Source organism: Klenkia taihuensis, from assembly GCF_900112525.1.
In the GTDB taxonomy this organism is placed as follows: Bacteria; Actinomycetota; Actinomycetes; order Mycobacteriales; family Geodermatophilaceae; genus Klenkia; species Klenkia taihuensis.
Map to the genome: position 1 here is coordinate 587,329 of NZ_FOMD01000002.1, position 24,858 is coordinate 612,186.

At 76.0% G+C, this 24,858-nt stretch carries 20 protein-coding genes and 2 tRNA genes; 10 read left to right on the forward strand and 12 right to left on the reverse strand.

The annotated features are described in order from the left end of the window. Nucleotides 1–6: 6 nt before the first annotated feature. The 3 genes from BM158_RS10810 to BM158_RS10820 all read left to right on the forward strand — a co-directional run bounded on the left by BM158_RS10810 (nucleotide 7) and on the right by BM158_RS10820 (nucleotide 4,207). Entirely contained in the window at nucleotides 7–1,398 is a 1,392-nt protein-coding gene (locus tag BM158_RS10810; RefSeq protein ID WP_229827695.1) for an amino acid permease, read from the forward strand. 165 nt (nucleotides 1,399–1,563) lie between these two features. After that, nucleotides 1,564–3,030 carry an NAD-dependent succinate-semialdehyde dehydrogenase gene (locus BM158_RS10815; protein WP_229827694.1) on the forward strand — a complete coding sequence of 489 codons (1,467 nt, stop codon included), beginning with the start codon at nucleotides 1,564–1,566 and terminating at the stop codon, nucleotides 3,028–3,030. Between the two features lie 22 nt (nucleotides 3,031–3,052). Then, the gene (locus BM158_RS10820; protein WP_091557807.1) at nucleotides 3,053–4,207 is read left to right on the forward strand and encodes an ROK family protein; all 1,155 of its coding nucleotides are present in this window, start codon (nucleotides 3,053–3,055) and stop codon (nucleotides 4,205–4,207) included. On the opposite strand, the gene BM158_RS10825 is transcribed toward BM158_RS10820, so the two are convergent. The 4 genes from BM158_RS10825 to BM158_RS10840 all read right to left on the reverse strand — a co-directional run bounded on the left by BM158_RS10825 (nucleotide 4,197) and on the right by BM158_RS10840 (nucleotide 6,944). Then, on the reverse strand, nucleotides 4,197–5,336 hold the full coding sequence (locus tag BM158_RS10825) for an ABC transporter ATP-binding protein (RefSeq protein ID WP_457920187.1): 1,140 nt from the start codon (nucleotides 5,334–5,336) through the stop codon (nucleotides 4,197–4,199). The two genes, BM158_RS10820 and BM158_RS10825, sit on opposite strands and share 11 nt — an antisense overlap. Nucleotides 5,337–5,492: 156 nt before the next feature. Next, nucleotides 5,493–5,565, reverse strand: a tRNA-Arg gene (locus BM158_RS10830). Nucleotides 5,566–5,586: 21 nt separating this feature from the next. Continuing rightward, nucleotides 5,587–5,676: transfer RNA gene (locus BM158_RS10835), tRNA-Ser, on the reverse strand. Between the two features lie 74 nt (nucleotides 5,677–5,750). Beyond that, entirely contained in the window at nucleotides 5,751–6,944 is a 1,194-nt protein-coding gene (locus tag BM158_RS10840; protein ID WP_091557813.1) for an MFS transporter, read from the reverse strand. A gap of 141 nt (nucleotides 6,945–7,085) precedes the next feature. Between BM158_RS10840 and BM158_RS10845 the strand changes: the two genes are divergently transcribed. Beyond that, entirely contained in the window at nucleotides 7,086–7,616 is a 531-nt protein-coding gene (locus tag BM158_RS10845; protein WP_091557817.1) for a CGNR zinc finger domain-containing protein, read from the forward strand. Here the strand turns inward: BM158_RS10845 and BM158_RS10850 are convergent. After that, a complete protein-coding gene (locus BM158_RS10850) occupies nucleotides 7,613–8,668 on the reverse strand; it encodes a hypothetical protein (RefSeq protein ID WP_131802019.1) in 1,056 nt (351 codons plus the stop codon). The genes BM158_RS10845 and BM158_RS10850 overlap by 4 nt on opposite strands. Before the next feature lie 129 nt (nucleotides 8,669–8,797). On the opposite strand from BM158_RS10850, the gene BM158_RS10855 reads away from it, so the two are divergent. Next, nucleotides 8,798–10,243, forward strand: coding sequence for a bifunctional phosphatase PAP2/diacylglycerol kinase family protein (locus BM158_RS10855; RefSeq protein WP_207506389.1), 1,446 nt, complete (start codon nucleotides 8,798–8,800; stop codon nucleotides 10,241–10,243). Here BM158_RS10855 and BM158_RS10860 read toward each other — a convergent pair. Next, on the reverse strand, nucleotides 10,225–10,854 hold the full coding sequence (locus BM158_RS10860; protein ID WP_131802020.1) for a hypothetical protein: 630 nt from the start codon (nucleotides 10,852–10,854) through the stop codon (nucleotides 10,225–10,227). The genes BM158_RS10855 and BM158_RS10860 overlap by 19 nt on opposite strands. Before the next feature lie 148 nt (nucleotides 10,855–11,002). On the opposite strand from BM158_RS10860, the gene BM158_RS10865 reads away from it, so the two are divergent. Beyond that, nucleotides 11,003–11,593, forward strand: a complete 591-nt coding sequence (locus BM158_RS10865) for a DoxX family protein (RefSeq protein WP_191328687.1) — start codon at nucleotides 11,003–11,005, stop codon at nucleotides 11,591–11,593. Next, the gene (locus BM158_RS10870) at nucleotides 11,590–12,618 is read left to right on the forward strand and encodes a PHP domain-containing protein (RefSeq protein WP_091557826.1); all 1,029 of its coding nucleotides are present in this window, start codon (nucleotides 11,590–11,592) and stop codon (nucleotides 12,616–12,618) included. The genes BM158_RS10865 and BM158_RS10870 overlap by 4 nt, the downstream gene beginning before the upstream one ends. Here the strand turns inward: BM158_RS10870 and BM158_RS10875 are convergent. The 4 genes from BM158_RS10875 to BM158_RS10890 form a co-directional block, all read right to left on the reverse strand. After that, a complete protein-coding gene (locus tag BM158_RS10875; RefSeq protein WP_091557830.1) occupies nucleotides 12,615–13,310 on the reverse strand; it encodes a hypothetical protein in 696 nt (231 codons plus the stop codon). The genes BM158_RS10870 and BM158_RS10875 overlap by 4 nt on opposite strands. Before the next feature lie 84 nt (nucleotides 13,311–13,394). Further along, on the reverse strand, nucleotides 13,395–14,714 hold the full coding sequence (locus BM158_RS10880; protein ID WP_091557834.1) for a UDP-glucose dehydrogenase family protein: 1,320 nt from the start codon (nucleotides 14,712–14,714) through the stop codon (nucleotides 13,395–13,397). A gap of 14 nt (nucleotides 14,715–14,728) precedes the next feature. Beyond that, nucleotides 14,729–15,472, reverse strand: a complete 744-nt coding sequence (locus BM158_RS22695; protein ID WP_091557838.1) for a hypothetical protein — start codon at nucleotides 15,470–15,472, stop codon at nucleotides 14,729–14,731. Between the two features lie 87 nt (nucleotides 15,473–15,559). Continuing rightward, complete coding sequence (locus tag BM158_RS10890; RefSeq protein ID WP_091557847.1) at nucleotides 15,560–16,021, reverse strand: FAD synthase family protein; 462 nt, start codon at nucleotides 16,019–16,021, stop codon at nucleotides 15,560–15,562. A 310-nt stretch (nucleotides 16,022–16,331) separates the two neighbouring features. Here BM158_RS10890 and BM158_RS10895 point away from each other — a divergent pair, with 310 nt between their 5' ends. Genes BM158_RS10895 through BM158_RS10905 form a run of 3 tightly spaced genes read left to right on the forward strand, consistent with a single transcriptional unit; the run spans nucleotide 16,332 to nucleotide 20,156 of the window. Next, a complete protein-coding gene (locus tag BM158_RS10895; RefSeq protein ID WP_165628890.1) occupies nucleotides 16,332–17,780 on the forward strand; it encodes a YveK family protein in 1,449 nt (482 codons plus the stop codon). Further along, entirely contained in the window at nucleotides 17,777–19,021 is a 1,245-nt protein-coding gene (locus tag BM158_RS10900; protein WP_091557856.1) for a hypothetical protein, read from the forward strand. Before BM158_RS10895 ends, BM158_RS10900 begins: the two co-directional genes overlap by 4 nt. Then, nucleotides 19,014–20,156, forward strand: coding sequence for a glycosyltransferase (locus BM158_RS10905; RefSeq protein ID WP_091558819.1), 1,143 nt, complete (start codon nucleotides 19,014–19,016; stop codon nucleotides 20,154–20,156). Before BM158_RS10900 ends, BM158_RS10905 begins: the two co-directional genes overlap by 8 nt. A gap of 4 nt (nucleotides 20,157–20,160) precedes the next feature. On the opposite strand, the gene BM158_RS10910 is transcribed toward BM158_RS10905, so the two are convergent. Next, complete coding sequence (locus tag BM158_RS10910; RefSeq protein ID WP_229827691.1) at nucleotides 20,161–21,408, reverse strand: MATE family efflux transporter; 1,248 nt, start codon at nucleotides 21,406–21,408, stop codon at nucleotides 20,161–20,163. Between the two features lie 61 nt (nucleotides 21,409–21,469). Next, a complete protein-coding gene (locus BM158_RS10915) occupies nucleotides 21,470–24,739 on the reverse strand; it encodes a PKD domain-containing protein (protein WP_091557858.1) in 3,270 nt (1,089 codons plus the stop codon). Between the last annotated feature and the right edge of the window lie 119 nt (nucleotides 24,740–24,858).

A 24,858-nucleotide genomic window follows, 5' to 3' on the forward strand; every position in this document is an offset into this window, starting at 1 on the left:
GCGACGGTGACGTCCCAGCTGCTCCGCCGCAAACCGGTCTCGGCCGAGCCCGAGTCGGGCCTGGCCCGCAGCATCGGCACCTTCGGCCTGATGGCGCTGGGCATCGGCGCCACCATCGGCACCGGCATCTTCTTCGTGCTCAGCACCGCGGTGCCCGAGGCGGGGCCCGCGGTCACGGTCGGGTTCGTGCTCGCCGCGGTCACCGCCGGGTTCACCGCGCTCTGCTACGCCGAGCTGGCCTCGGCGATCCCGGCGTCGGGCTCGTCGTACTCCTACGCCTACGCGACCCTGGGCGAGCTGGTCGCCTACGTCGTCGGCTGGTGCCTGGTGCTGGAGTACGCGGTCAGCTCGGCGGCGGTGAGCGTGGGCTGGTCGGAGTACCTGGACCAGCTGCTGCGCGACACCCTCGGCGTCACGATCCCCGACGCGCTGGCCGCCGCCCCCGGCGCCGGCGGCGTGGTCAACCTGCCCGCGCTGGTGCTGGTGGCGCTGTGCGCGCTGCTGCTGGTCCGGGGCGCCAGCGAGTCCACGACCGTGAACGCGGTGATGGTCGTGGTCAAGGTCGGCGTGCTGCTGCTGTTCGTCGTCCTCGCCCTGACCGGCTTCGACAGCGGCAACCTGACGCCGTTCGCCCCGCTGGGCGTGGCCGGGATCAGCGCTGCGGCGTCGTCGATCTTCTTCTCCTTCATCGGCCTGGACGCCGTGTCCACCGCCGGGGAGGAGGTCCGCGATCCGCGGCGCACGCTGCCCCGGGCGGTGCTGGGCGCCCTGGCCGTGGTCACCGTGGTCTACCTGCTGGTCGCCTTCGCGGCGGTCGGCGCGCAGCCGGCCGGTGACTTCGAGGGCCAGACGGCGGGCCTGGCGGTCATCCTCGAGCGGGTCACCGGCGCGACCTGGCCGGCCGTGGTGCTGGCCGCCGGCGCCGTCGTCTCCATCTTCTCGGTGACGCTGGTGACGATGTACGGCCAGACCCGGATCCTCTACGCGATGAGCCGCGACGGCATGGTGCCGCGGGTGTTCTCCCGGCTGCACCCGCGCACCCGGGTGCCGGTGCGCGGCACGCTGCTGGTGGCGCTGTTCGTGGGCGCGCTGGCCGGGTTCCTGCCGCTGGACTTCCTGGTCGACCTGACCTCGATGGGCACCCTCGTCGCCTTCGCCGTCGTGTCGGTCGGCGTGCTCGTGCTGCGCCGCACCGACCCCGACCTGCCGCGGGGGTTCCGGGTGCCGGGCTACCCGGTGGTTCCGGTGCTGTCGGTGCTGTTCTGCCTCTACCTGGTCGCCGGGCTGTCGGCCACGACCTTCCTGCTCTTCGCCGGCTGGCTCGCGCTGGCCGGGCTGGTCTACGTCGGCTACGCCCGCCGGCACTCGACCCTCCGGGACACGCCGAGCGGGGGTTGACGCCCGCGAGTGGCCTGGGTCACAGTGGTCGTGGGCGGGGCAGCCGGCGAAGAGATGGCTCCTCAGCACCACCGACGGAGACCGACCAACGCGGCCAGACCGCCAGGACCGGCGCCCCGCCCCACAGCCCACCACCCGGCCGCAGCCCGGCCTAGGGTGGCCCGCGTGACCTCCAGCGTGCGCCTGACCGGCATCGAGTCCCCCGTCCCCACCGGCCTGTTCATCGGTGGGCAGTGGCGGGCGGCGTCCTCGGGGGCGACCTTCGACGTGCTGGACCCGGCCGACGGCTCGCTGCTCGCCCAGGTCGCCGACGGCACGACCGACGACGTCACCGCCGCCGTGGACGCCGCCTCGGCCGCGCTGCCCGGGTTCGCCGCCACCCCGCCCCGGCAGCGCTCGGAGATGCTGCGCCGGGCGTTCCAGATCCTCACCGACCGGGCCGAGGAGTTCGCCCGGCTGATGAGCCTGGAGAACGGCAAGGCACTGCCCGACGCCAAGGCCGAGCTGACCTACGCCGCGGAGTTCTTCCGCTGGTTCGCCGAGGAGGCCGTGCGCATCGACGGCGACTACCGGGTCGCCCCGGCCGGCGGCACCCGCACCGTGGTCACCCACCAGCCGGTCGGGGTCTGCCTGCTGGTGACCCCGTGGAACTTCCCCGCCGCGATGCTCACCCGCAAGCTCGGCCCGGCCATCGCCGCCGGCTGCACCAGCGTGGTCAAGCCCGCCGAGGACACCCCGCTCACCGCCCTGCTGCTCGCCCAGGTCCTCGCCGAGGCCGGGGTGCCCGACGGCGTGGTCAACGTCGTCCCCACGATGGACGCCGAGGAGGTCGTGGCCACCGCGATGGCCGACCCGCGGCTGCGCAAGATCAGCTTCACCGGGTCCACCGAGGTCGGGAAGATCCTGCTCAAGCAGGCCGCCGACCAGGTGCTGGTCTCCTCGATGGAGCTCGGCGGCAACGCCCCGTTCGTGGTGTGCGACGACGCCGACCTCGACGCCGCGGTCGACGGCGCGATGCTGGCCAAGATGCGCAACGGCGGCGAGGCGTGCACCGCGGCCAACCGGTTCTACGTGCAGGCCCCGGTCGCCGAGGCCTTCGCCGGCAAGCTGGCGGAGCGGATGGCGGCGATGACCAGCGGCCGCGGCACCGACGAGGGCGTCACCCTCGGCCCGCTGGTCAACGAGGAGACCGTCGCCAAGGTCGACCGCATCGTCACCGGCACCGTCGACGCGGGCGCGCGCGTGCTCACCGGCGGCACCCGGCCGCAGGGCCCGGGCTTCTTCTACCCGCCCACCGTCCTCGTCGACGTCCCCGAGGGCGCCCCGGCGCTGACCGAGGAGACCTTCGGCCCGGTCGCCCCCATCACCACCTTCGACACCGACGAGCAGGCCCTCGCACTGGCCAACGCCACCCCGTTCGGCCTGGTCGCCTACGTCTACACCGGCGACCTGGCCCGCGGCCTGCGCCTGGCCGAGGCCCTGGAGTCGGGCATGGTCGGCCTCAACCGCGGCGTGGTCTCCGACCCGGCGGCCCCCTTCGGCGGGGTCAAGCAGTCGGGGCTGGGCCGCGAGGGCGGGCACGAGGGCATCGGGGAGTACCTGACGACGAAGTACGTCAGCTTCCCGCTGTGATTCCACGGCGGAAGGCCCACGTGTGACCGGGATCACACAACTGGCCGAGGCGGACAGCGCCGGCCAGGTGGCCCGGCACGTGCTGCGCTTCGGCCCGGTGCCGCGCGGCGCCGTCGCCCGCGCGCTGGGCCTGTCCGCCGGCAGCCTCACCCGGCTGGGCTCGGCGCTGCTGGACGCCGGGGTGCTGGTGGAGACCGACCCGGTCACCGACCCGGTCACCCGCCGTCCCACCCGGCCGCTGGACGTCGCCCTGGACGCGCACCGCGTCCTGGGCGTTGCACTGGCCGCCGGGTCGGCGTGGGGCGTGGTCACCGACCTGCGGGCCGGGGTGCGGGGCCGGGCCTGCGTGTCGCTGACCGGGGCGACGCCGGAGGCGGTGCTGGACGCCGTCGCCGCGCTGGCCGGCGAGCTGGGTGTGCCGCGGCCGGACGCGGTGGGCCTGGCGGTCGACGGCCAGGTGGACGCCGCGGGCCGGGTGCAGGCCGACGTGCTGGGCCGCCGTCCGCCGGTGGACCTGGCCGGGCCGCTGCGGGAGGCGACCGGGGCGGAGGTCGTCGTCCGGGACGAGCTGACCTGCGCCACCCGCACCGAGCACTGGACGGGCCTGGGCCGCGAATACACCGGCTTCGCGGTGCTGGCGCTGGGCGCCGGCGTCGGGCACGGCCTGGTGGTGGCCGACCGGGTGGTCGACAGCCCCGACGCCGGGCTGCAGCCGCTGGGTCACCTGCCGCTGGAGGCGACCGGCCCGCGGTGCCCGCGCGGGCACCGCGGCTGCGTCACCGCCCTGCTGGGCACCCCGGCGCTGCTGGCCGCCGCACAGGTGGCCACCGGGCTGCCCACCACCTGGTCCGAGCTGCTCGCCGACGCCGTGGACGGCGACCGGCGGGCGCGGCAGGTGCTCGACGACGCCGCCGCCCACCTGGGCCGGCTGGTCGCGCTGGTCGCCGGGGTGACCGGGGTGGACCAGGTGCTGCTGGTCGGCGAGGGCGCCGACCTCGCCGTGGTGGGCCACGACGCGCTGCGCGCGGCGCTGGACGACCACCGGGACCCGCGGGCGCGCCCGGTCGAGCTGACGGTGCGCGACCACGACCCGCACGACTGGGCGCGCGGGGCCGCGGGGGCGGCGGCGCAGGCGTTCGCCACCGGCCCCCGCTGGCTGGCGGGGGTCAGTCGCTGAGCCGCCCGCCGGTGGCGGTGTCGAAGACGTGCAGCTCCTCCGGGTCGATCCGCAGGTGCACGGTCTCGCCCTTCATCGGCACCTGGCGGGCCGGCACGCGGACGGTGACCAGCTTGTCCCGGCCCTCGGCCTGGGCGCCGGTGAAGCTGCCGTAGGCGAAGGCGTCGCTGCCCAGCTCCTCCACCACGGTGACCTCGAAGGGGATGCCGTCCTCGGCACCGGTCAGCGTGGTGGCCTCGGGGCGGAAGCCGATGGTGACCGTCGCACCCTGCGCCGCCGCGGCCGCCGCGCGGGGCAGCGGGATCGTCCTGCCCCCGACGGTGGCCTGGCCGCCGGAGACGGGGACCTCGACCAGGTTCATCGCCGGTGAGCCGATGAAGCCGGCCACGAAGAGGTTGTCGGGGCGGTCGTAGAGGTTGCGCGGGGTGTCCACCTGCTGCAGCAGCCCGTCCTTGAGGACGGCGACCCGGTCGCCCATGGTCATGGCCTCGACCTGGTCGTGGGTGACGTAGACGGTGGTGGTGCCCAGCCGGCGCTGCAGCGCGGCGATCTCCGTGCGGGTCTGCACGCGCAGCTTGGCGTCGAGGTTGGACAGCGGCTCGTCCATGAGGAAGGCCTGCGGGTTGCGCACGATCGCCCGGCCCATGGCCACGCGCTGGCGCTGGCCGCCCGACAGCGCCTTGGGCTTGCGGTCCAGGTACTCCGTCAGGTCGAGGACCTTGGCGGCCTCCTCGACCCGGGCCCGGATGTCGGACTTGCCCATGCCGGCGATCTTGAGCGCGAAGCCCATGTTGTCGGCCACCGTCATGTGCGGGTAGAGCGCGTAGTTCTGGAAGACCATGGCGATGTCGCGGTTCTTCGGCGGCACGTGGGTGACGTCCTTGTCCCCGATGCGGATGCTGCCCTCGGTCACGTCCTCCAGGCCGGCGAGCATGCGCAGCGAGGTCGACTTGCCGCAGCCCGAGGGCCCGACCAGCACCAGGAACTCGCCGTCGGCGATCTCCAGGTCCAGCCCGTCGACCGAGGGGCGCTCGGCACCCGGGTAGGTCAGGGTCGCGTGGTCGTAGGTGATGGAGGCCATCGTCGGCGGTCCTTCCTCGCAGCTCGGCGTGACCGTGGCGCCGGTCACGCCGAGCAAGGTAGCCGGGGTCCGGGGCCCCCGCCGGGGCCTGCCGATGGCCGCCTGGCCGCGGAGCTTCCGCCGCGGAAGTCCCACCGTGCCGGGGAAAGACACCGGCCCCGCACTCGCGAGGAGTGCGGGGCCGGTGGCTGTCTCAACCTGACGTGCACCCGAAGGGATTCGAACCCCTAACCTTCTGATCCGTAGTCAGATGCTCTATCCGTTGAGCTACGGGTGCGTGCTGTGTGCAGTTGTTGCGCGGAGGCTCCGGGATTTGAACCCGGGATGGGGGATTACCCCAAACCGCATTAGCAGTGCGGCGCCATAGACCGGACTAGGCGAAGCCTCCCGGGATCCGAGTTCCCCCGGAACCACCGAGGAGGAAGGCTACCAGCGCTCCTCCCCGGTGGCGCCAGGGGGGTCTCAGGCCGCGGCCGGGACCGCGGCGGGCACCCGCCGTCCGGGCACGAGCGTGACGACGACCGCCAGCGCGGTCATGCCCGCGGCCAGCAGCAGGGCGCCGTCCACGCCGTAGCCGGTCTCCACCACCGCGCCGCCGATGGCCGCACCGATGGCCGAGGCGCCGAAGGCGACGGTGGACAGCCAGGTGAAGGCCTCGGTGGTGGCGTCGGCCGGGGCGATGGAGCCCACCAGCGAGCTCTGCACGGTCAGCGTCGGGGCGATCGCGGTGCCGCCCAGGAACAGCAGCGCACCCAGCAGCAGCGGCGAGGAGACGGCGGCCAGCGGGAGCATGCCGATCGTCGTCCCCAGCAGACCCCAGCGGTAGAGCCGCGGCAGCGACGCCGAGACGACCCGCGCGCCGAACCACAGCCCCCCGGCGACCGAGCCCAGCGACCACACGGCCAGCAGGACGCCGGACAGGCCGGGCGAGCCGGCGGCGTCGGCGAACGCCGGGACGGCGACCTCGACGGCCCCGAAGCCGAGCATCAGCGCGGTGCCCGAGACCAGCACCCGGGGCATGCCGGGGACGGTGACGGTGGCGAACAGGCTCCTGTGCACCTGGGGTGCCGGCCGCCAGGCGCGCATGGCGCCGGAGAAGGACAGGCCCAGGGTGCCGACGACGGTGAGCACCCCGGCCAGCGCGATCGCCGCCACGGGGCTGGCCAGCAGGGTCACCGCGGCGACCGTGGTGGGGCCGGCGACGAAGACCAGCTCGGTGGTGGTGGCGTCGAGGGCGAAGGCGGTCGGGCGCACCCGCGGGTCGACCCGCGACCACAGCGCCCGGACCGTGCCGCTGACCAGCGGGGTCGACAGGCCGGCCGCGGCCGAGGCGGCGATGATCGCCGGCGCCCAGGAGGTGGAGAGCACGACGCCGGCCAGCAGCACCAGCAGCAGCGGGTAGCTGATCGCCTGGGTGAGCAGCACCAGCCGGGGCCCGCGGCGGTCGGCCACCCGGCCCAGCACCGGGGCCATCACGGCCATCGCGATGCCGTAGGTGGCCGACGCCAGGCCGGCGACGGCGTAGGACCCGGTCTGCTGCTGCACCAGGAGCAGCAGCGCCAGGGGGACCATGGCGGACGGCAACCGGCCGGCGAAGCCGGCGACGAGCAGCACCGGCGCGGAGGGCAGCCGCCACACGGTGAGGTAGGAACGCACGGGAGAGCTCGATTCAGGACGTACGAGGAGGGAATCGTAGGGACCGAACACCCGTTGGGTCACTACGTGTTCCCGACGCTACGAGACGCCGCGTAGGGAGTCAAAGCCATATGACCTCCTACACACCGACAGGGGTGTGAGATGGACTACGACGACTACGGGTCCGACGCCGTGGAGCTCGCGGTGGACCTGGCCAACGCCGACCGCGCCGACGACGGCTGGGCGTCGGCCTTCTGCGCCGCGCACCACGAGTGGTTCACCGAGGGCACCGGGCTGGAGCTGTCCCGCAAGCACGCGAAGGCGGCCGGCACCACCGCCGACCTGGTCCGCGAGGTGGCCCTGGCGTCGTCCCGGGTCGAGGTCGTCGAGCGGCTGAACGCGCTGCTGGCGCTGGCCAGCCCCCGGCCCTACGCCACCGACCACGACGGCACCCTGCACCTGCACTACGCCGCCCCCGAGGCCGGCGCGCTGGAGCAGCTGACCACCACGGTGGCCATGGGGCTCTCGCAGGTCGTCGTGCAGCACGGCTGGGAACGGCTGGGCGTGTGCGCCGCGGAGGGCTGCGGCAACGTCTACCTGGACACCTCGCGCAACGCCAGCCGCCGCTACTGCTCGAGCACCTGCTCCTCCCGCTCGACCGTCGCGGCCTACCGGGCCCGCAAGAAGAGCTAGACCAGGCCGGCGCGGACGGCGGCGACCCGGCGGCGGACGGTGGTGCGGCGGCGGCTGACCGCGGTCGAGCCGGCCACCCCGAACCCGAGGACGACGACCCCGCCCAGCGCGTAGGCAGCGGCGGCGTCGGGCAGCGCGGTGGCCGAGGACGCCGGGTCCAGCCGGTCCACCCGGCGGACGAGGGTCCCGACGGCGTCGTCGACCGGCGCGACGGCCTGCTCGACGACGGCGAGGGCGTCGGCGGCCCGGTCCACGGAGATGGCGGCCGCGGCGACGACCTGGGCGGCGTAGTCGGCCTGCGCGGCGACGCCGGCGGCGGTCTGCGGCAGCGCGAGCACCTGGGCGTGGGCGTTCTCGGCGGCGGCGCGGGCCTCCTGCGCGGCGGTCAGCGAGGCCTCGACGGCGGCGACCTGGTCGGCGACCAGCTGCTGCACGGTGCGGGCCTCGGCGAGCGCGGCGGCGACGTCGGCGGCGGGGGCGCCGAGCTCGATGGCGGCGGCCCGGTTGGCGCGGGCGGCGTACCCGGTGACCAGCAGCTCGCCGGCCTCGGCCTCGGCGGCCGACTGCGCACCCGCGCGGGCGGCGGTGGCGGCGCCGGCGGCGAGCGCGGTGGCGGTGCCGGCCTCCGCCGAGCCACCGGTGGTGGGCTGCTCGGGCAGGTCGGCGGCGGCGACCCGCGGACGGGTCGGAGCCGCGACCGGGGTGCGGGGGGCGCGGGTCGAGGGGGCGGCCGCGGTCGGCTGCGCGACGACCGGGCCCTGGGTCGGCTCGGCGACGACCGGCGGGGCCTCCACGGTGGTGGGGGCCGCGGTCGAGGGGGGCGCCGCGGTGACCGGCGGGGCCGGGTCGGAGGTGGGGGCGGCCGTCGTCGGGTCCGGGACAGAGGTGGGGTCCGCCGGGGTCGGGGTGGGGTCCGCGGTGACGGGGGCCGCGGTGACGGGGGCCGTGGTGGTCGAGGCGGGGTCCGGGGCGGCCGCGGCCGGGCCGGCGGTGACGACGGCGCCCACGGCGACGGCGGCGAGCAGGGGCAGCAGGCGGAGGCGGGTGCGCACGGGGTTTCCCTCGATCAGGTGGCGGTTCGGCTCCCCCTGCATCGACGCCGTCCGGCCCCCGGCCCACCCCCTCGGGGTGCGATCTCACCCCGAGGGGTGGGGTGCAGGTCCCGCGGCTAGCGTGCGCGGGTGCCCCGGTTCCCCCGCCTGTCCGCCCGCCGTCTGGACGCCCGCCTGCACGCGAGGGTGGGCCGGCTGCCCGCGACCCGGGCCGACGGCGCGCTGCGCCGCCTGTCCGAGGCCGCCGACCACGGCAAGCTCTGGCTGGGGGTGGGCCTGGCGCTCGGCGCGAAGAAGGGCGCCCCGCGGCGGGCGGCGGTGCGCGGCGTCGGGTCGCTGCTGGTGTCCAGCGCGCTGGTCAACGTCGTCCTCAAGCCGGTGTTCGGCCGGGTGCGTCCCGACCCCGGCGGGCTGACCCCCGGCCGGGGCCTGGACCGGTCGCTGGACACGCTGTCCTTCCCCAGCGGGCACTCGGCGTCGGCGGCGGCGTTCGCCACCGGGGTGGCGCTGGAGAGCCCGTGGGCCGGTGCGCTGGTCGCCCCGGTCGCGCTGGGCGTGGGCTACTCGCGGGTGCACGTGGGTGTGCACTACCCCGGTGACGTGCTGGCCGGCATGGCGGTGGGCGGTGCGGTCGCGGTGGCCAGCCGGCACTGGTGGCCGGTGCGGCCGAGCACCCCGGCGCAGGTGCGCGACACCGAGCGGGCGCCCGCGCTGCCCCGTGGCGAGGGCCTGGTGGTGGCGGTCAACCCGCGGTCGGGCCGGGCCGACTACGACCCCTCGGCCGACATCGCCGACCTGCTGCCCGGCGCGCAGGTGCTGGAGGTCGACGAGGGGCACTCCGTGACCGACCTGCTCACCGAGGCCGTGCGGGGCGGCGCGAAGGCGCTCGGCGTGGCCGGGGGCGACGGGTCGGTGGCCGCCGCCGCGGCGGTGGCGCTGGAGCACGGGCTGCCGCTGGCGGTGCTGCCGGCCGGCACGCTGAACCACTTCGCCCGCGACGTCGGCGTGGCCACCCCCGGCGAGGCGGCCGCGGCGGTGGAGGCCGGCGACGGCGTGCTGGTCGACGTCGCCGCGGTCAACGGCACGCCGTTCCTGAACACCGCGAGCATCGGCAGCTACCCGGAGATGGTGCGCCGGCGGGACCGTCTGTCGGGCCGGCTGGGCAAGTGGCTGGCGCTGGCGGTGGCCACCGGGCAGGTGCTGCGGGACGGCCGGCCGGTGGATCTGGACCTGGACGGCCGGCGGGTGAGCGCCTGGATCCTGTTCGTCGGCAACGGCGTCTACACCCCGCGCGGGCTGTCCCCGGCCTGGCGGCCCTCGCTGGAGGACGGCCTGCTCGACGTGCAGTACCTGCGCGCCGACCTGCGGTTCGGCCGCACCCGGGCGGTGCTGGCCACCCTGCTGGGCGCCAGCGAGCACTCCCGCTCCTACGCGCAGTTCCAGGTGCGGCGGCTGCGCGTGGTGTCGCGGTCCGGGCCGCAGCCGGTGGCCTACGACGGCGAGACCGGCGAGGCGGCGACGGAGTTCGTGTTCACCAAGCGGCAGCGGCTGGTGGTCTACCGCTCGGCGGGGTGAGGCAGCCGCCGGACGACGACGGCGAGCACGCCGAGGGCGGCCAGCGCCTCCCCCAGCTCCTCGACGAAGGTGGCGGCGGCGTCCGGCAGCGGTGAGGGGTCCAGCCCCGCCGCGAGGCCGGTGACCTGGTCCAGCCCGAGGGCGGCCACGGCGTAGACGGCCAGCGACAGCACCACGGCCCGGGCGCCCGGCACACCCCACGCGCGGCCCAGGCGTGCCAGGACCGGCAGCCCGACGACGGTGGCCACGGTGCCGACCAGCAGGGTCAGGCCCCGGCCGTCCAGGCCCTCCACGACCGAGTGCGCGCTGACCAGCTTGGCGAACACCAGGCCGACCCCGACCACCGCGATCGCCGCCCACCACAGCCGGCGCCGTCCGGCCGACCGCGCGGCCACCCGCACGGCGACCACGGTCGCGGCGAGGAACAGCGACGTGGTGAACAGCCGCGGCAGGCTGCCGACCGCGTCCAGGTCGAACAGCCACTCGTGCCGCCCGAGCGCGCAGGCACCGCGGGTGCACTGCCAGCGGACCACGAAACCCAGGCCGAAGAGGCCCAGCGCCAGGCCGGCGAGCGCCCACACCCAGGTGTCGTCGCGCACCCGGGTCGTCACCGGCCCCAGTGTGGTCGCCGGATGTTGCGATCAGCTGTCGGTTCTCCGGAGGCGGGCCGGGACGGTCGTCACTACGGTCCCGGGGAGGGTTGCCGACCGGTCGGACCGGGCAGGCACCGCACCGACGCCGTCGAAGGAAGAGGTCCCCATGCTGGTCCGCCGGATCGCCCGCCCGTTGCTCGCCTCCTCGTTCGTGTACGGAGGCATCGACACCCTGCGCAACCCCCAGACCAGGGTGCCGGGAGCCAAGCCGATCGTGGAGCAGATCGCCAAGACCGCCGACGAGCAGCTGCCCGTCGAGGTGCCCCGCGACGTCGAGCAGTGGGTGAAGATCGACGCCGGGGTCAAGGTCGGCGCCGGCATCCTGTTCGCGCTCGGCAAGTTCCCCCGCCTGTCCGCGCTGGCGCTGGCCGGCTCGATCGTGCCGACGACGCTGGCCGGTCACCGGTTCTGGGAGGACAGCGACGACGAGAAGAAGTTCAGCAACCAGGCGCACTTCCTGAAGAACGCCGGTCTGCTGGGTGGGCTGCTCATCGCCGCCGTGGACACCGAGGGCAAGCCGTCGGCCGGGTGGCGGGTGCGCCGCGCGTCGGACACCGCGATCGCCAAGGCCGAGGCCAAGTTCGAGAAGGCCCAGAAGAAGGCCGAGAAGGCGCAGAAGAAGGCCAGCCGGGGCCGCACCCAGCGCAAGCTCAAGAAGCAGGCCAAGAAGGTCGGCAAGGAGATCGGGCTCTCGTGACGCCGGCGGACGCGCTCCGGAGGATCGCCTTCCTCCTGGAGCGCGCCCGCGAGCCCACGTACCGGGTGTCGGCCTTCCGCACCGCGGCCGGCGTGGTCGACGGCCTGTCCGACGCCGAGCTGGACCGGCGGATCCGGACCCGGACGCTGACCGACCTCAAGGGGATCGGGACCAAGACCGCGGCGGTGGTGCTGCAGGCCCACGCCGGCGAGGAGCCCGAGTACCTGGCCGACCTCAAGGCGCAGCACCCGCCGGTGGAGCTGGAGGGCGCGGCCGGGGAGCTGCGCCGGGCGCTGCGCGGTGACCTGCACACGCACTCGGAGTGGTCCGACGGCGGCAGCCCGATCCGGGAGATGGCGCTGGCCGCGATGGGCATCGGGCACGAGTACCTGGCGCTGACCGACCACTCCCCCCGCCTGACGGTGGCCAACGGCCTGTCCGCGGAGCGGCTGGAGCGGCAGCTGGACGTCGTGGCGCAGCTGAACGAGGAGCTGGCCCCGTTCCGGATCCTCACCGGCATCGAGTGCGACATCAACGCCGACGGGTCGCTGGACCAGACCGACGAGCTGCTGGCCCGGGTCGACGTCGTGGTGGCCAGCGTGCACTCCGACCTGCGCGCCCCGGCGTCCCAGATGACGCCGCGGATGCTCGAGGCGGTGGCCAACCCGCACACCGACGTCCTCGGGCACTGCACCGGCCGGCTGCTGGTCGAGCGGACGCAGCGCGGCGGCAAGCAGCAGAAGCCACGGCCGGAGAGCACCTTCGACGCCGAGGCGGTGTTCGCCGCCTGCGTCGAGCACGGCACCGCGGTGGAGATCAACTCCCGGCCCGAGCGGCTGGACCCGCCGTCCCGGCTGTTGGCGCTGGCCGCGGAGCTGGGCTGCGAGTTCTCCATCGACACCGACGCGCATGCACCGGGTCAGCTGGACTGGCAGGGCGCCGGCTGCGAGCGGGCCGCCGCGGCCGGCATCACCGCCGACCGGGTCGTCAACACCCGCACGGCCGAGGAGCTGCTGGCGCGCTAGGTGCGGCGGGAGACCTCGCGGGCCTGCGCGGCGACGGCGGCGAGCAGGCCGACGGCGGACAGGCCCTCGGCGGTCTCCTCGACGTAGCTGGCCAGGTCACCGGCCAGCGTGCCGGTGCCCGCGAGCACGACCGACACCGCGGCGAGGCCGACGGAGGCGAGCGCGTAGAGCGCCAGCCAGGTGACCACGGCGACCCGGGTGCCGCGGCGGACCCAGCGGCCGCTGACCACGGCCACGGTCAGCCCGAGCAGGCTGACGCCGAGGAAGAGCAGCTGCGCGTCGGGCAGCCGGGCCTCCAGCACCGAGTGCAGCGAGGTCGCCTTGGCCGCGGCCAGCACGGCGGCCCCCAGCGCGAGGGTGGCCCACCAGATGCCGGCGCCGTGCCGGCCGGCCCGCAGCACCGCCCACCAGCAGCAGACCGCGGCGACGGCGAGCACCGAGGTGACGAGCAGGCGGGGCACCGAGCCCAGGGCGTCGAGGTCGAACCGGGCGGTCCACGGTGCGCAGGCGGCGGCCCGGCAGGCGAGCCGGGTGGCCAGGCCGACGGTCTCGGCGAGCACGACCAGGGCGGCGAGCACCACCGTGGTGGCCGTCCCGCGGCGCAGCGGCAGCGCGAGGGCGGCGCGGACCAGGTCCGGCAGCGGTGCCTCGCGGCCGGTCAGCTGCGGGCGGACGTCCTCGGTGGTGGCCACCTCCCGGTGGTCGGCACGCGGGCGACCCGGCGGGAGGGTCCGGGACGCCGGGTTGCCCCGGCCGGGTGAGCCGGGTGAGCCGGGTCAGCCGGCCCGGCGGCCCAGCGCGCGGTAGGACCAGCCGGCCGCCACCCAGGTGTCGCGGTCGAGTGCCTGCCGACCGTCGAGCACGGCCTTGCGGGCCACGACCTGCCCGAACGCGACCGGGTCGAGCTCGCGGAACTGCTTCCACTCGGTGAGCACCAGGACGGCGTCGGCGCGGGCGGCGGCCTCCTCGGCGGTGTCCACGACGTCCAGCTGCGGCCAGGACCGGCGGATGTTGTCGCCGGCCGCGGGGTCGGTGACCCGCACGGTGGCGCCCTGCAGCTGCAGCTGGGCGGCGACGTTGAGCGCCGGGGAGTCGCGGATGTCGTCGGAGTCGGGCTTGAACGCCGCCCCCAGCACCGCGATCCGCTTGCCCAGCAGCGACCCGTCGCAGACCTCGCGGGCCAGCTCCACCATCCGGATCCGGCGGCGCATGTTGATGTTGTCGACCTCGCGCAGGAACGTCAGCGCCTGGTCGGCGCCCAGCTCGCCGGCCCGGGCCATGAACGCGCGGATGTCCTTGGGCAGGCAGCCCCCGCCGAAGCCGAGGCCGGCGTTGAGGAACTTCCGGCCGATCCGGTCGTCGTAGCCGATCGCGTCGGCCAGCTGCTTGACGTCGGCGCCGGTGGCCTCGCACAGCTCGGCCATCGCGTTGATGAACGAGATCTTGGTGGCCAGGAACGAGTTCGCCGCGGTCTTCACCATCTCCGCGGTCGCGTAGTCGGTGACCACCTGCGGCGTGCCGTCGGCGACGATCGCGGCGTACACCTCGTCCAGCAGCGCCCGGGCGGTCTCGCCGTCGGCGCCCGCGGGCAGGCCGTAGACCAGCCGGTCCGGGTGCAGGGTGTCCTGCACGGCGAAGCCCTCGCGCAGGAACTCCGGGTTCCACGCCAGCAGCGCCCCGGGCACCTTGCCGGTCACCAGGTCGGCCAGCCGCGCCGCCGTCCCCACCGGGACGGTGGACTTGCCCACCACCAGCTCACCGGGGGCCAGCACCTCCAGCAGCGACTCGGTCGCGGACTCCACGTAGCGCAGGTCCGCGGCGTACTCCCCGCGCTTCTGCGGCGTCCCCACGCAGACGAAGTGCACCTGCGACCCGGCCGCGTCGGCCATCGCCGAGGAGAACCGCAGCCGGCCCGAGGCCAGCGAGGAGCTCAGCAGCTCGTCGAACCCCGGCTCGTGGAACGGCGCCTTCCCCGAGGCCAGCAGCTCGGCCTTGGGGACGTCGACCTCGATCCCCACGACGTCGTGGCCCAGCTGCGCCATGGAGGCCGCGTGCACCGCGCCCAGGTAGCCGCAGCCGATCACCGAGATCCTCATGGTGCTCGATCCTGTCAGGCCGCCGGGGGTCGTGGTGCAGGAGCGGGGCTCCCGACGTCGTCCGCGCGGCGCAGGTCACGCCCGGCCGGGAAGACCAGGCGCGGTGCGCAGCCGACCAGGACGGCGACCAGCACACCCAGCGCGGCGAGCGCCTCGGCGCTCTCCTCCACCAGGACGAAGGTGGCGGTCAGCGCGCTGCCGTGGCCCCAGACGGCCTCGGCCATCGCCGAGGGGATGGTCAGCCCGCCGGCGGCGAACCCGTAGGCGGCCAGCCAGCGCAGCACCCGGCGCCGGTCGCGCCGCTCCTCCCGGCTCAGCCAGAACAGGCCGGCCAGCACGACGCCGCCCACCACCGCCGAGCCGACCAGCGTGCGGACCGGGTGGGCGTAGCCGTCGACGGCCTCGAGCACCGCCTTGTGCACCGTGCTCCCGGCCTTGACCAGCGCGGCGAGGGTGCACAACAGCGCCACCGCGGTCCACCACGACCGGCGCCGGGGCAGCCGGACGGCGCCGGCGGCCGCGGCGACCGCGGCCAGCACGAACACCGCGGCGATGAGCAGCCGGGGCAGGGAGAAGGGCAGCTCCATCGACAGCGGGTGGCTGATGGTGCGCGGGGCGCCGAGCACGCGCAGCCCGTAGCCGAGCAGCTCGGCGCCGACCAGCAGCACCGCCGCCACCCGGGCCCACGGGGGCACCGGCACCCGCCAGCGCCCCGGGGACGCCGGGGGCCGCGAGGTGTGCAGCAGGCTCCCGGTCACCCGGTCTGCCTACCGGTCAGGGACCCGCTGTGCACGCAGGCTCACCGTGCGTGCACCCGTGTGGGTGACCGGTCCGTCCCACCCGCCTCAGGAGGTCAGCGCGCGGGCGACCCGGCCGATCGGCTCCGGGGCGTCGATGGCGTCCAGCGCCCGCCGCAGGATCGTGCTCGAGGTGTGCATCGTGTAGGGGAAGTAGTGCACCCGGACGCCGACCGCGGCGAAGTCGGCCTCGAGCCGGTCGCCCTTCTCGGTGCCGCGCCAGTCGTCGCCCTTGAAGATGACGTCGAAGCCGCCGACCTGCCGCCAGGTCTCGACCTTGTCCGGGACGACCTCGGCGTGCACCTGGTCCACGAAGCGCAGGGCCCCGACGATCTCCATGCGCTCGGCGAGCGGGATCACCGGCAGCCGGCCCTTGGTCTGCTCCAGCACCTCGTCGGCGACGACCCCGGCGATGAGGTGGTCGCAGTGCTCGGCCGCGTGGCGCAGCACGTTGAGGTGGCCGATGTGGAACAGGTCGTAGGCGCCGGGCGCGTACCCGATGACGGGCAAGGGATCCTCCAGGGCTTCAGGTGGAGCGTGGACAGCGTAGGCGACGACGACCACTCTGCGTAGTGCTCGGCGGTGGCGCTCGAGAGGTCACCCGGAAGAGTTGCCTGCTCAGAAGACGGGCGCCGTCACGAGACGACCACCGAGAGTGAGCCGGAGTCTGGCACCATCGACGCGGGCGCGGGGAGTCCTCTCCCCCGAACGGGTGGCCGACTCCTGCTCCAGGGGGTCCACGGACGGCTTCCCGCCGTAGTTTCCAGAACCGGACGTGGCCGATGGGTCACGGGGAGTCGATCGTCACGGAGGACCGAGGGTGGAGCTGCGCGAGTACGCCGCGGTGGTGGGACGGCGCTGGCGCTGGTTGGCGGCGTGCCTGCTGGCCTGCCTGCTGGTCGCCCTGGCCGCTGCGTTGCTGACCCCGAGGACGTGGACGGCGCAGACGCAGGTCTTCGTCTCCAGCACCACCGAGAGCACCAGCCCCCAGTTCCTGCAGCAGCGGGTGAAGAGCTACCCCGACATCGCCAGCAGCGCCGAGGTGCTCGACCCGGTCCGCGACACCCTGGGCCTGGACATGTCCCTGGCGCAGCTGCGCGCCGCCGTCGGCGCCGAGAACCCGGTCGACACCTCGCAGATCAACATCGCCGTCACCCTGCGGGACCCGCAGCAGGCCGCCGACGTCGCCGACGCCGTGGCCGAGGAGTTCAGCTCGGCCGTGGAGCGGCTGGAGACCACCGGCTCGGGCAGCAGCCCGGTCACCCTCACCGTCACGAACCCGGCGACGGTGCCGTCCGCGCCGACCAGCCCGCAGATCCCCCTGCTGCTGGCCCTGGGCCTGGTGTGCGGGCTCGGTCTCGGCGTCGCCGCGGCCGTCGTCCGCGACCGCTGGGACACCCGGGTGTGGACGCCGGACGACGTCCGCGCCGCCTGGGGGGCCACCGTGCCGGACGTGCTGTCCACCCGCGGCCGGCGCGAGCCGACCGACCGCGCCGCCCAGGTGCTGGCCCGCCGCATCGAGCGCCGCGCGCAGGACGGCCCCGTCCGGGTCCTCATCGCCGCCCCCACCGACCGCGGTGCCGCGGCCGTGGCCGAGCTGACCACCGACCTGACCGACGTGCTGACCCGCCGGGGCCTGGCCGTCGAGGGCGCCGACAAGCCGGCGCCCTCGACCGAGCCCACCGCGACGGCGGAACCCGTCGGGAAGGACACCGAGGCGACGGCCGACCCCACCCCGGCGGCGCGGCGACCCGACGTCGTGTTCACCACCGTCCCCTCGGACGCGGCCCTGAGCACCTGGCGCGCCGAGGTCGCCGGCAGCGACGGCGTCGTCGTCGTGTGCCCTCCCGGCTCGGCGGACCGGGTCGACGTGTTCGAGCTCGGCCAGTTGCTGGACGGCGTCGAGGCCGTCACCGTCGGCGTCGTCTTCGCCGCGCCGGCCCGCCGTGCCCGCCGCCGCGCCGTCGAGGCGCCCGCCGCCGCACCGGCCGCGACCCCGACGGCCCCGGCCCGGCCGGCGATCGCCCGGCGCCAGGGCACCGAGGGCGCGGGCTGGGCCCGGCTCACCTCACCCGCCCCGGCTCCCGCCGCCACGACCGGTGAGGACGAGCCGGTGGCCGAGGCCCGGCCTGCCCGTCCGTCGGGCCGGACCGAGCCCACGCCGATCCGCAGCAACCGGGTGGCCGGGTCCTCGCGCCGGGTGCCGGCGCTGTCGCGGAGGAGCAGCAACCGCGTCACCGTCCGCATCCCGCCCTCGCAGAACTGGTGACCGCGACCCCCGCGCTGCTCGCCCGGCCCCGGGCGGCTGCGCTGCTGCCCGTCCTCCTCGTGGTGGTCGGCAGCGTGGCGTGGCGCCGCGGGGACGTGTTCTCCGGCGGCGTGGACCCGGTGGTGGCGGCCAAGGCGCTGGTCAGCCTGGTCGCGCTCGCGCTGGCCTTCCGGCTGGACCACCGCTCCACCGCCGGTCGCCGGGTCGGCACCGGCAGCATGTGGGTCCTCGCCGTCGTCCTGGTCGCCTCCGTGCTCGGCGCCCTCGGCCACGGCACGCTCGTGCCCTCGGCCGTGGTCGCGGTCCGGGTCGCGATCCTGGCGGTGACCGTGCGGCTGCTGGTCCGCGCCCTCGGGCCGGCCACGATGCTGTCGGCGGTCATCTGGGCCTGCGGCATCGTGGGCGGGGTCGCCGCGGTGAGCGGTGCCCCGTCCGTGCTGGCCGGGGGACGGCTCTTCGGCGGCGTCCCGCCGCTGAACCCGAACGAGATCGCGCTGCTCGCCGGCGTCGTCGTCCTCGGCGCGGCCTGGCCCACCATGCTCGGCCGCGGCACCCCCCGGCAGGCGGTCGTCGCGCTGGGCGCGCTGGCCGTGCTGTGGCTGACCGGCTCGCGCACCTCGCTCGCGGTGCTGCTGCTCGCCCTCGCCGTCGCCGCCGTCCGGCTGAGGCGGCCCCAGGTCGGCCTGGTCGTCGGGCTGGGCGTCGCGGTCACCCTGGGTGCCCTGGTCATCGCCTCCACGAGCGCGGTCAGCTCCTTCGCCGACCGCACCGACGCCTCGGGCAACAGCACCCTGGACTCCCGGTTCGTCGCCTGGGGCGCGGCCCTGGGCTTCGCGTCGTCGGCCTGGCAGTGGGCCTTCGGCGCCGGCCTCTCGGTGAAGCTCATCCCGGTCGCCGGCCAGTGGTGGAACGAGCAGCTGCTCGACAGCAGCTGGGTCTCGGTGTTCGTGCAGGCGGGCGTCGTCGGCGGCCTGGTCGCGCTGGGCTGGGTCGTCGGCGCGGCCCGCGGGCTGCGCCGGATCCCTGCCGCCCTGTGGCCGGTCGCCGCCGGGCTGCTGTTCTTCGTCGTGCTGCGCAGCGTGCTCGAGAGCGGGTTGTTCGACGCCACCCCGGCGCTGCTCGTGCTGCTGACCGTCTCCCTCGCCGGGGAGCGCGGCACCGCCGACTCCCCTCCCCCGCAGCTGGGCCGCACCCTCGCGCCCGGCGCCCTCGACCGTGGACCGGTGCACCTCCGTGGCTGATCGACCTCGCCGGGTGCTCGTCGCCCACCCCTCCTCCGACGTGTACGGCTCGGACCTCCAGCTCGTGGAGAGCATCCACGGCCTGGTCGCCGCGGGCTGGCAGGTCACCGTGACGCTGCCCGCCGACGGCCCGCTCACCGCGCCGCTGCGCGGGGCCGGGGCCGAGGTCGCCTGGCTGCCGGTCCCCGTGCTGCGCAAGTCGCTGCTGCGGCCCCGCGGCGCGCTGACCCTGGTGCGCGACACCGCGCGCTGGCTGGGCCCCGCGCGGCGGCTGCTGCGCACCGTGCGGCCGGACGTCGTCTACGTCAACACCGTGACGGTGCCCAGCTGGCTGGCCCTGGCCGCGGCGCTGCGGGTCCCCGCCCTGGTGCACGTGCACGAGGCGGAGTCCGACCTGCCCCGGTGGCAGCGCTTCGTGCTCAACGCCCCGCTGCTGCTCGCCCGGCGGGTGGTGGTCAACAGCAACGCGGCCCGGGACACCCTGCTGGACGCCGTCCGCGGCCTCACCGCGCGCACCCGCGTGGTGCACAACGGCATCGCCGGCCCGCCCACCGACCCCGAGCCCGCCACCGGCTCCGACGGGCCCGCGACCCTGGTGCTGGTCGGCCGGCTGTCCCCGCGCAAGGGCAGCGACGTCGCCGTCGAGGCCGCCGCGCTCCTCCGGGAGCGCGGGGTGGACGTGCGGCTGGAGCTGCACGGCAGCGTGTTCCCCGGCTACGAGTGGTTCGAGGACGAGCTGCGCGAGCGGGCGTCCCGGCCCGACCTCGCCGGGCACGTGGAGCTGGCCGGCTACACGAACCCCACCTGGCCGGTGCTGGCCCGGGCCGACGTCGTGCTGGTGCCCTCGCGCGCCGAGCCGTTCGGCAACGTCGCGGTGGAGGGCCAGCTCGCCCAGCGCCCGGTCGTCGCCAGCGCCGTGCAGGGCCTGAAGGAGATCGTGCTGGACGGCGAGACCGGCCGGTCGGTGCCCCCCGGCGACCCGGTCGCCCTGGCCGACGCGGTGCAGCAGCTGCTCGACGACCGCACCGCCGCCGCGGCGCTGGCCGCGGCGGCCCGGGACCGGGCGGTGGAGCGCTTCGGCGTCGAGCGCTACCGGCGGGCCCTCGTCGAGCAGGTCGACGAGCTCGCCCGCTGAGCCCTCAGGCCCGGCTGCGCGGCACCAGCACCAGCCACCGGACGGCGGCCGCCGCGGCCACCGGGCCGGCGGCCAGCACCGCGGGCGCCCAGTCGGCCGCCCCTGGGCGGAGCACGACGAGCAGCAGGACGCCGACCAGCGCCGCCATCTCGACCGCCCGCCAGCCCAGCACCGCCCGCTGCGCACCGTGCACCGACGCCAGGCCGGCGTAGGGCAGCAGCAGTGCGCCGGTCACCGCGTAGGCGCCCCAGCCGGCGACCGCGGCGGCGGGCACGGCGTAGTCGCCGGCCGACAGCAGCGGGCCCAGCCACGGGAGCAGCGCGACGGTGGCCAGCACCACGACCGCGATGCCGGCCGCGGCGGCCAGTGCCGCCCGGTCGGCCCGGCGGAGCAGCTCGGCGGCCGGCCGGTGCCGGGCGCCGGCGAACCACGGCAGCAGGAACGAGCCCAGGCCGGCGACCAGCACCAGGGTGGGCGAGGTGAGCACCCGGGCGGCCTCGACCGGGCCGTAGGCGGCCGCGCCGGCGGCACCGATGACCACCAGGCGGAGCAGGGTCAGGGTGGCCGGGCGGACGGTCTGCCCGGCCGCGCGCCACGCCCCGAAGGACAGCACGGTGCCGACGGCGGCGCCGCGCCACGGGCCGGTGGGCCGCTCCCCGCGGGGCACCAGCACGAGGGCGACCGCGCAGGAGACGAGCTGGCCGACGGCGAGCGCGAGGAACAGGTCGGTGACCTCCAGCGGCCGGCCGGCCCGCAGCGCGACGAGCACCGCGAGCGCGGCCACCGCGCCGGACAGGTCGACGGCGGGCAGCCGCCAGTACCGGCCGGTGGCCTGCAGCAGCCGGCGCAGCAGGTCCTCCAGCACGAAGGACAGCGTCGCGACACCGACCCAGACGCCGTCCCACGCCGACCCCCAGCCGGTGAGGACGGCGAGCAGGCCGCCGGCCAGGGCGGTCCCGGCGGCGGTGCCGAGCGCCAGCCGGTGCAGTGCGGCCCGGACGCCGGGGTCGTGCCGGTCCAGCACGGTGAGCGAGTCGCCGACCAGGCCGCTGGTGACCGCGGTGGCCAGCACGATCGCCCCGTAGACGACGGAGAAGGCGGCCAGCCCCGCCGCGCCGAGCTCGCGCGCCGCGGCGACCTGGAGGACCAGCCCGGCCAGCGCCAGGGTGCCCTGGCCGACCAGCGCGCCGACCAGCCGGCCGCGCCCCCTGCGGGCCCGGGGCGCTGCGGTCGGGGGCGCGGACGTGCTCACGCCACCCACCCCAGCACGCCGGTGCCCGCGGGGGGCACCGGCGCGCCCGGGTGGTCGCAGGTCACGCGCCGGCGGTGACCGTGAGCGGGCCGAACCGGACGACGGTCCCGGCGGTGGAGGACCCGGTCAGGTAGGCCGCGAGACCCACCCCGCCCGGGGCCTGCAGGGCCGCGGTGTCGTCGGTGCGGCTCAGCGACGGGACGTCGGGCCGGGTGGTCCCCGCCGCCCAGACCGTCCCGGTCACCGTGGTGGTGCCCGACCCGGCGGAGGAGACGTCCAGGGCGAGGGCCTGGCCGGGCACGTAGCCGGTCGCCACGACGACCTCGCTGCCCACGAGGGCCTCGCTGGCCGTCCCCGACAGACGGGTCACCGCGGCGCGCACGGTTCCGTCGGTGAGGAAACGCAGGCGCACCCGGTACTCCAGGTTCGCCCCCACCCGGCGCGGGGTGACGTACACCGAGGTGCCACCGCCGGTGGGCGCGGAGGTCAGCGTGACCGTGGTGGAGAGGTCGGCCGAGGGCGCCGAGACCTCACCCAGGTAGGCCGCGGTCAGGTTGCCCGGCGCGGTGAGGCCGAAGACCGCGGAGCCGCCGTCCACCGACAGCCGGGAGGTGCCGTTGGCCGCCGTCCAGGCGCCGCCGGTGTCCGCCGTCCCCAGGCCACCGGTGGTGGTGCGGGCGAAGGCGTCGGCGGCGAGGACCCACACCGCTGGCCGGGTGACCGTGACGTCCCGCGACGTGGTGCCGACGGCGCCCCGGTCGTCGGTGACGGTCAGCGCGACCCGGTAGGTGCCGGGGGCGGCGTAGGCGTGGCTGACCTGCGCGCCGGTGACGGTGCTGCCGTCGCCGAGGTCCCAGCTCCACGAGACGACCCGGCCGTCGGCGTCGGCGGAGGCACCGGCGTCGAGGGCGGCGGAGAGGTCCGTGGTGGTCGCGGTGAACGCGGCGGTGGGCGCCTGGTTGGGCAGCGCGGCGCGGCGGTGCGCGGCGACCTGGTCACCGGTCAGCGCGGTCGGGTAGACCGCGACGGCGTCCACGGAGCCGACCAGGTCGGTCCGGCCCGCGCCGGGCCAGAAGGTGAGCGGCCCGCCGCCGACCTGCCAGTACCCGTTGTAGCTGCCGGCCGTGGTGATCGCGGCGTTGGCCGCGACCTGGGTGCCGTCGACCCACAGCACCATCCCGCCGGAGCCGAGGGTGGCCACCACGTGGTGCCAGGCGCCGTCGTTCAGGCCGGCCGCGCTGGACACGGTGCGGCGGGACCCCGACGTCACGCCGAAGTACAGCCGGCCCGAGCCGTCGAGGTAGACCTGCCGGTCGTAGGTCAGGTTCGACCCGCTCGAGGAGTTGCCGAAGCCGGCCAGCCGGCCACCGGTGGTGGAGGTGGTGGAGAACCACAGCTCGAGGGAGAACGTCGAGGGCGCGGCCTTGGCGCCGGCGGAGGCCCCGGCGACCATCCGCGAGGACGAGGTGCCGTCCAGCCGGAAGGAGCCGCTGGCGTCGTCGGCGACGGCACCGGTGGTCTGCGACCGGACCGCCGAGGGCACGGTCAGCGGCGCGCGGCCGGTCGCGTCGGGGCTGGTGCCGCCGGTGACGGTGCCCAGCGGCCAGGCCGAGGTGGCGCCGTCGGCGACCACGCGCTCGGTGTAGGGCGAGGGCAGCGGCTCGGCGCTGACCGTCCCCGAGGTGGCGGGGCTGGTCACCGCGTTGCCGGTCGCGTCGACGGCGCGCACCACGTAGGAGTGGGTGGAGGACGGCGCCTGCCGGCGGTCGACCAGGGTGACCGTCTGCGGCTTGAAGAACAGCGAGTCCACCGACTGGCTGGCGACCGGGGTGGCGCCGCCGTCGCGGTAGAGCTCGTAGGTGAGGAACCGGTCGTCGCGGTCGGACGTGGTGGTCAGCGCGACCGACATCGTGCCGGCTCCCGTGGCGGTGACGGTGGGCGCGGCCAGGCTGTCGGCGGCCGGGCCGACCTTGTTCGGGGCCAGCGACCGGACGGCGAACCGGACCAGACCCTGCTGGCCGGTGCCGTTCACCCGCGGGAACTCACCGCCGTAGACGACGTACTGCGAGGTGCCGGTGACGCTCCAGCCGGCCTGGCCCTGGCCGGTGACCGTGCCGGGGGTCAGCTGCGGGTACCAGTCCATGACCGCGGGCGCCGGGGCGCCGCGGAAGTTGCTGTTCCCCCAGGTGCCGGTGCCGACGGTGCCCGCGACCGCCTGCGACAGGGCGGTGCCGAAGCGGCTGACCCGCGGGGTGACCTCGGGGAAGCCACCGATGTTGCTGCACACGTGGGCGTGGCTGGCCAGGTAGACCGCGCCGCCCATCGGGAAGGTGGAGTACGTGTCGCCCCGGCAGTCGGCGTCCCAGACCAGCGCGCCGCCGTTGGCCTGCACGGCGATGACGCCCTCGGCGTTGCCGGGACCGGAGAAGTCGTAGGCCGAGAGCCACACGGTGGTGCCGTCGGTGGTCAGGCTGGTGACGCCGCTGTCGTCGCCCTGGTTGGTGATGCGCTGCCCGATCGCGAAGGGCCGGACGGCGCCGGTGGCGGCGTCGACCGCGCCCACGCCGCTGGTGGCGGTGCCGTTGATCGAGCCGAACCGGCCGCCGACCACGACCTGGCCGGCGGTCAGCGCCAGCGAGCTGACGGCGGCGCTGGCGGCGGTGCTGCCGTCGCGGTTGCGGCCCACGCCGGTCGACGGCGCCCAGGGCAGCAGCTGGCCGGCGGTGGAGAACGCGGCCAGCCGCAGGCGCTCGGCGCTGCCGACGGCGTTGAAGTCGCCGCCGACGTAGACGGTGTCCGCGGAGACCGCGATGGCCCGCACCGAGGCGGTCACGGCCGGGGCGAACCCGGGGACCAGCGCGCCGGTGGCCGGGTCGAGCGCGGCGATGCGGCGGCGGGTCTCGCCGTTGACGGAGGTGAAGTCGCCGCCGACGTAGATGCGGGAACCGTCGGGCGAGGCGGTGATGGTCAGCGCCTGGGCGTTGAGGGTCGGCGCCCAGCCGGGCAGCAGCACGCCGGTGCGGATGTCGTAGGCGAGCAGGTTGCCCCGGGGCACGAGGGCGGTGCCCGCGGCCGCGCCCGCCGGACGTGCGTTGGCGAAGCGGCCGGCCACGTAGACGGTGTCCCCGACGACCACCTGCGACCACACGACGCCGTCCACCTGCACGGTGGGCAGGGCGTCGGCGGAGACGGTGGTGGCCGGGGCGGTGGACCCGGTCGGGGTGGTGCCCTCGGCCTGCGCCGGGGTGCCGGCCACGGTGGCGGCGAGCAGGCCGGCCAGGGCGGCGACCAGGACCCGGGCCGTGCGGCCGGGGCGGGAGGCTGTGCGCATCGGGGTCCAACCGTTCACGAGGAGTGCCGGGCCGGGTGCGGCCCAGGACGAGCGTGCGCCGCGACGGTCACTCTCGGTACTGCCCATCGGGGTGAAGGGTCCCGACCGGGTGACACCGT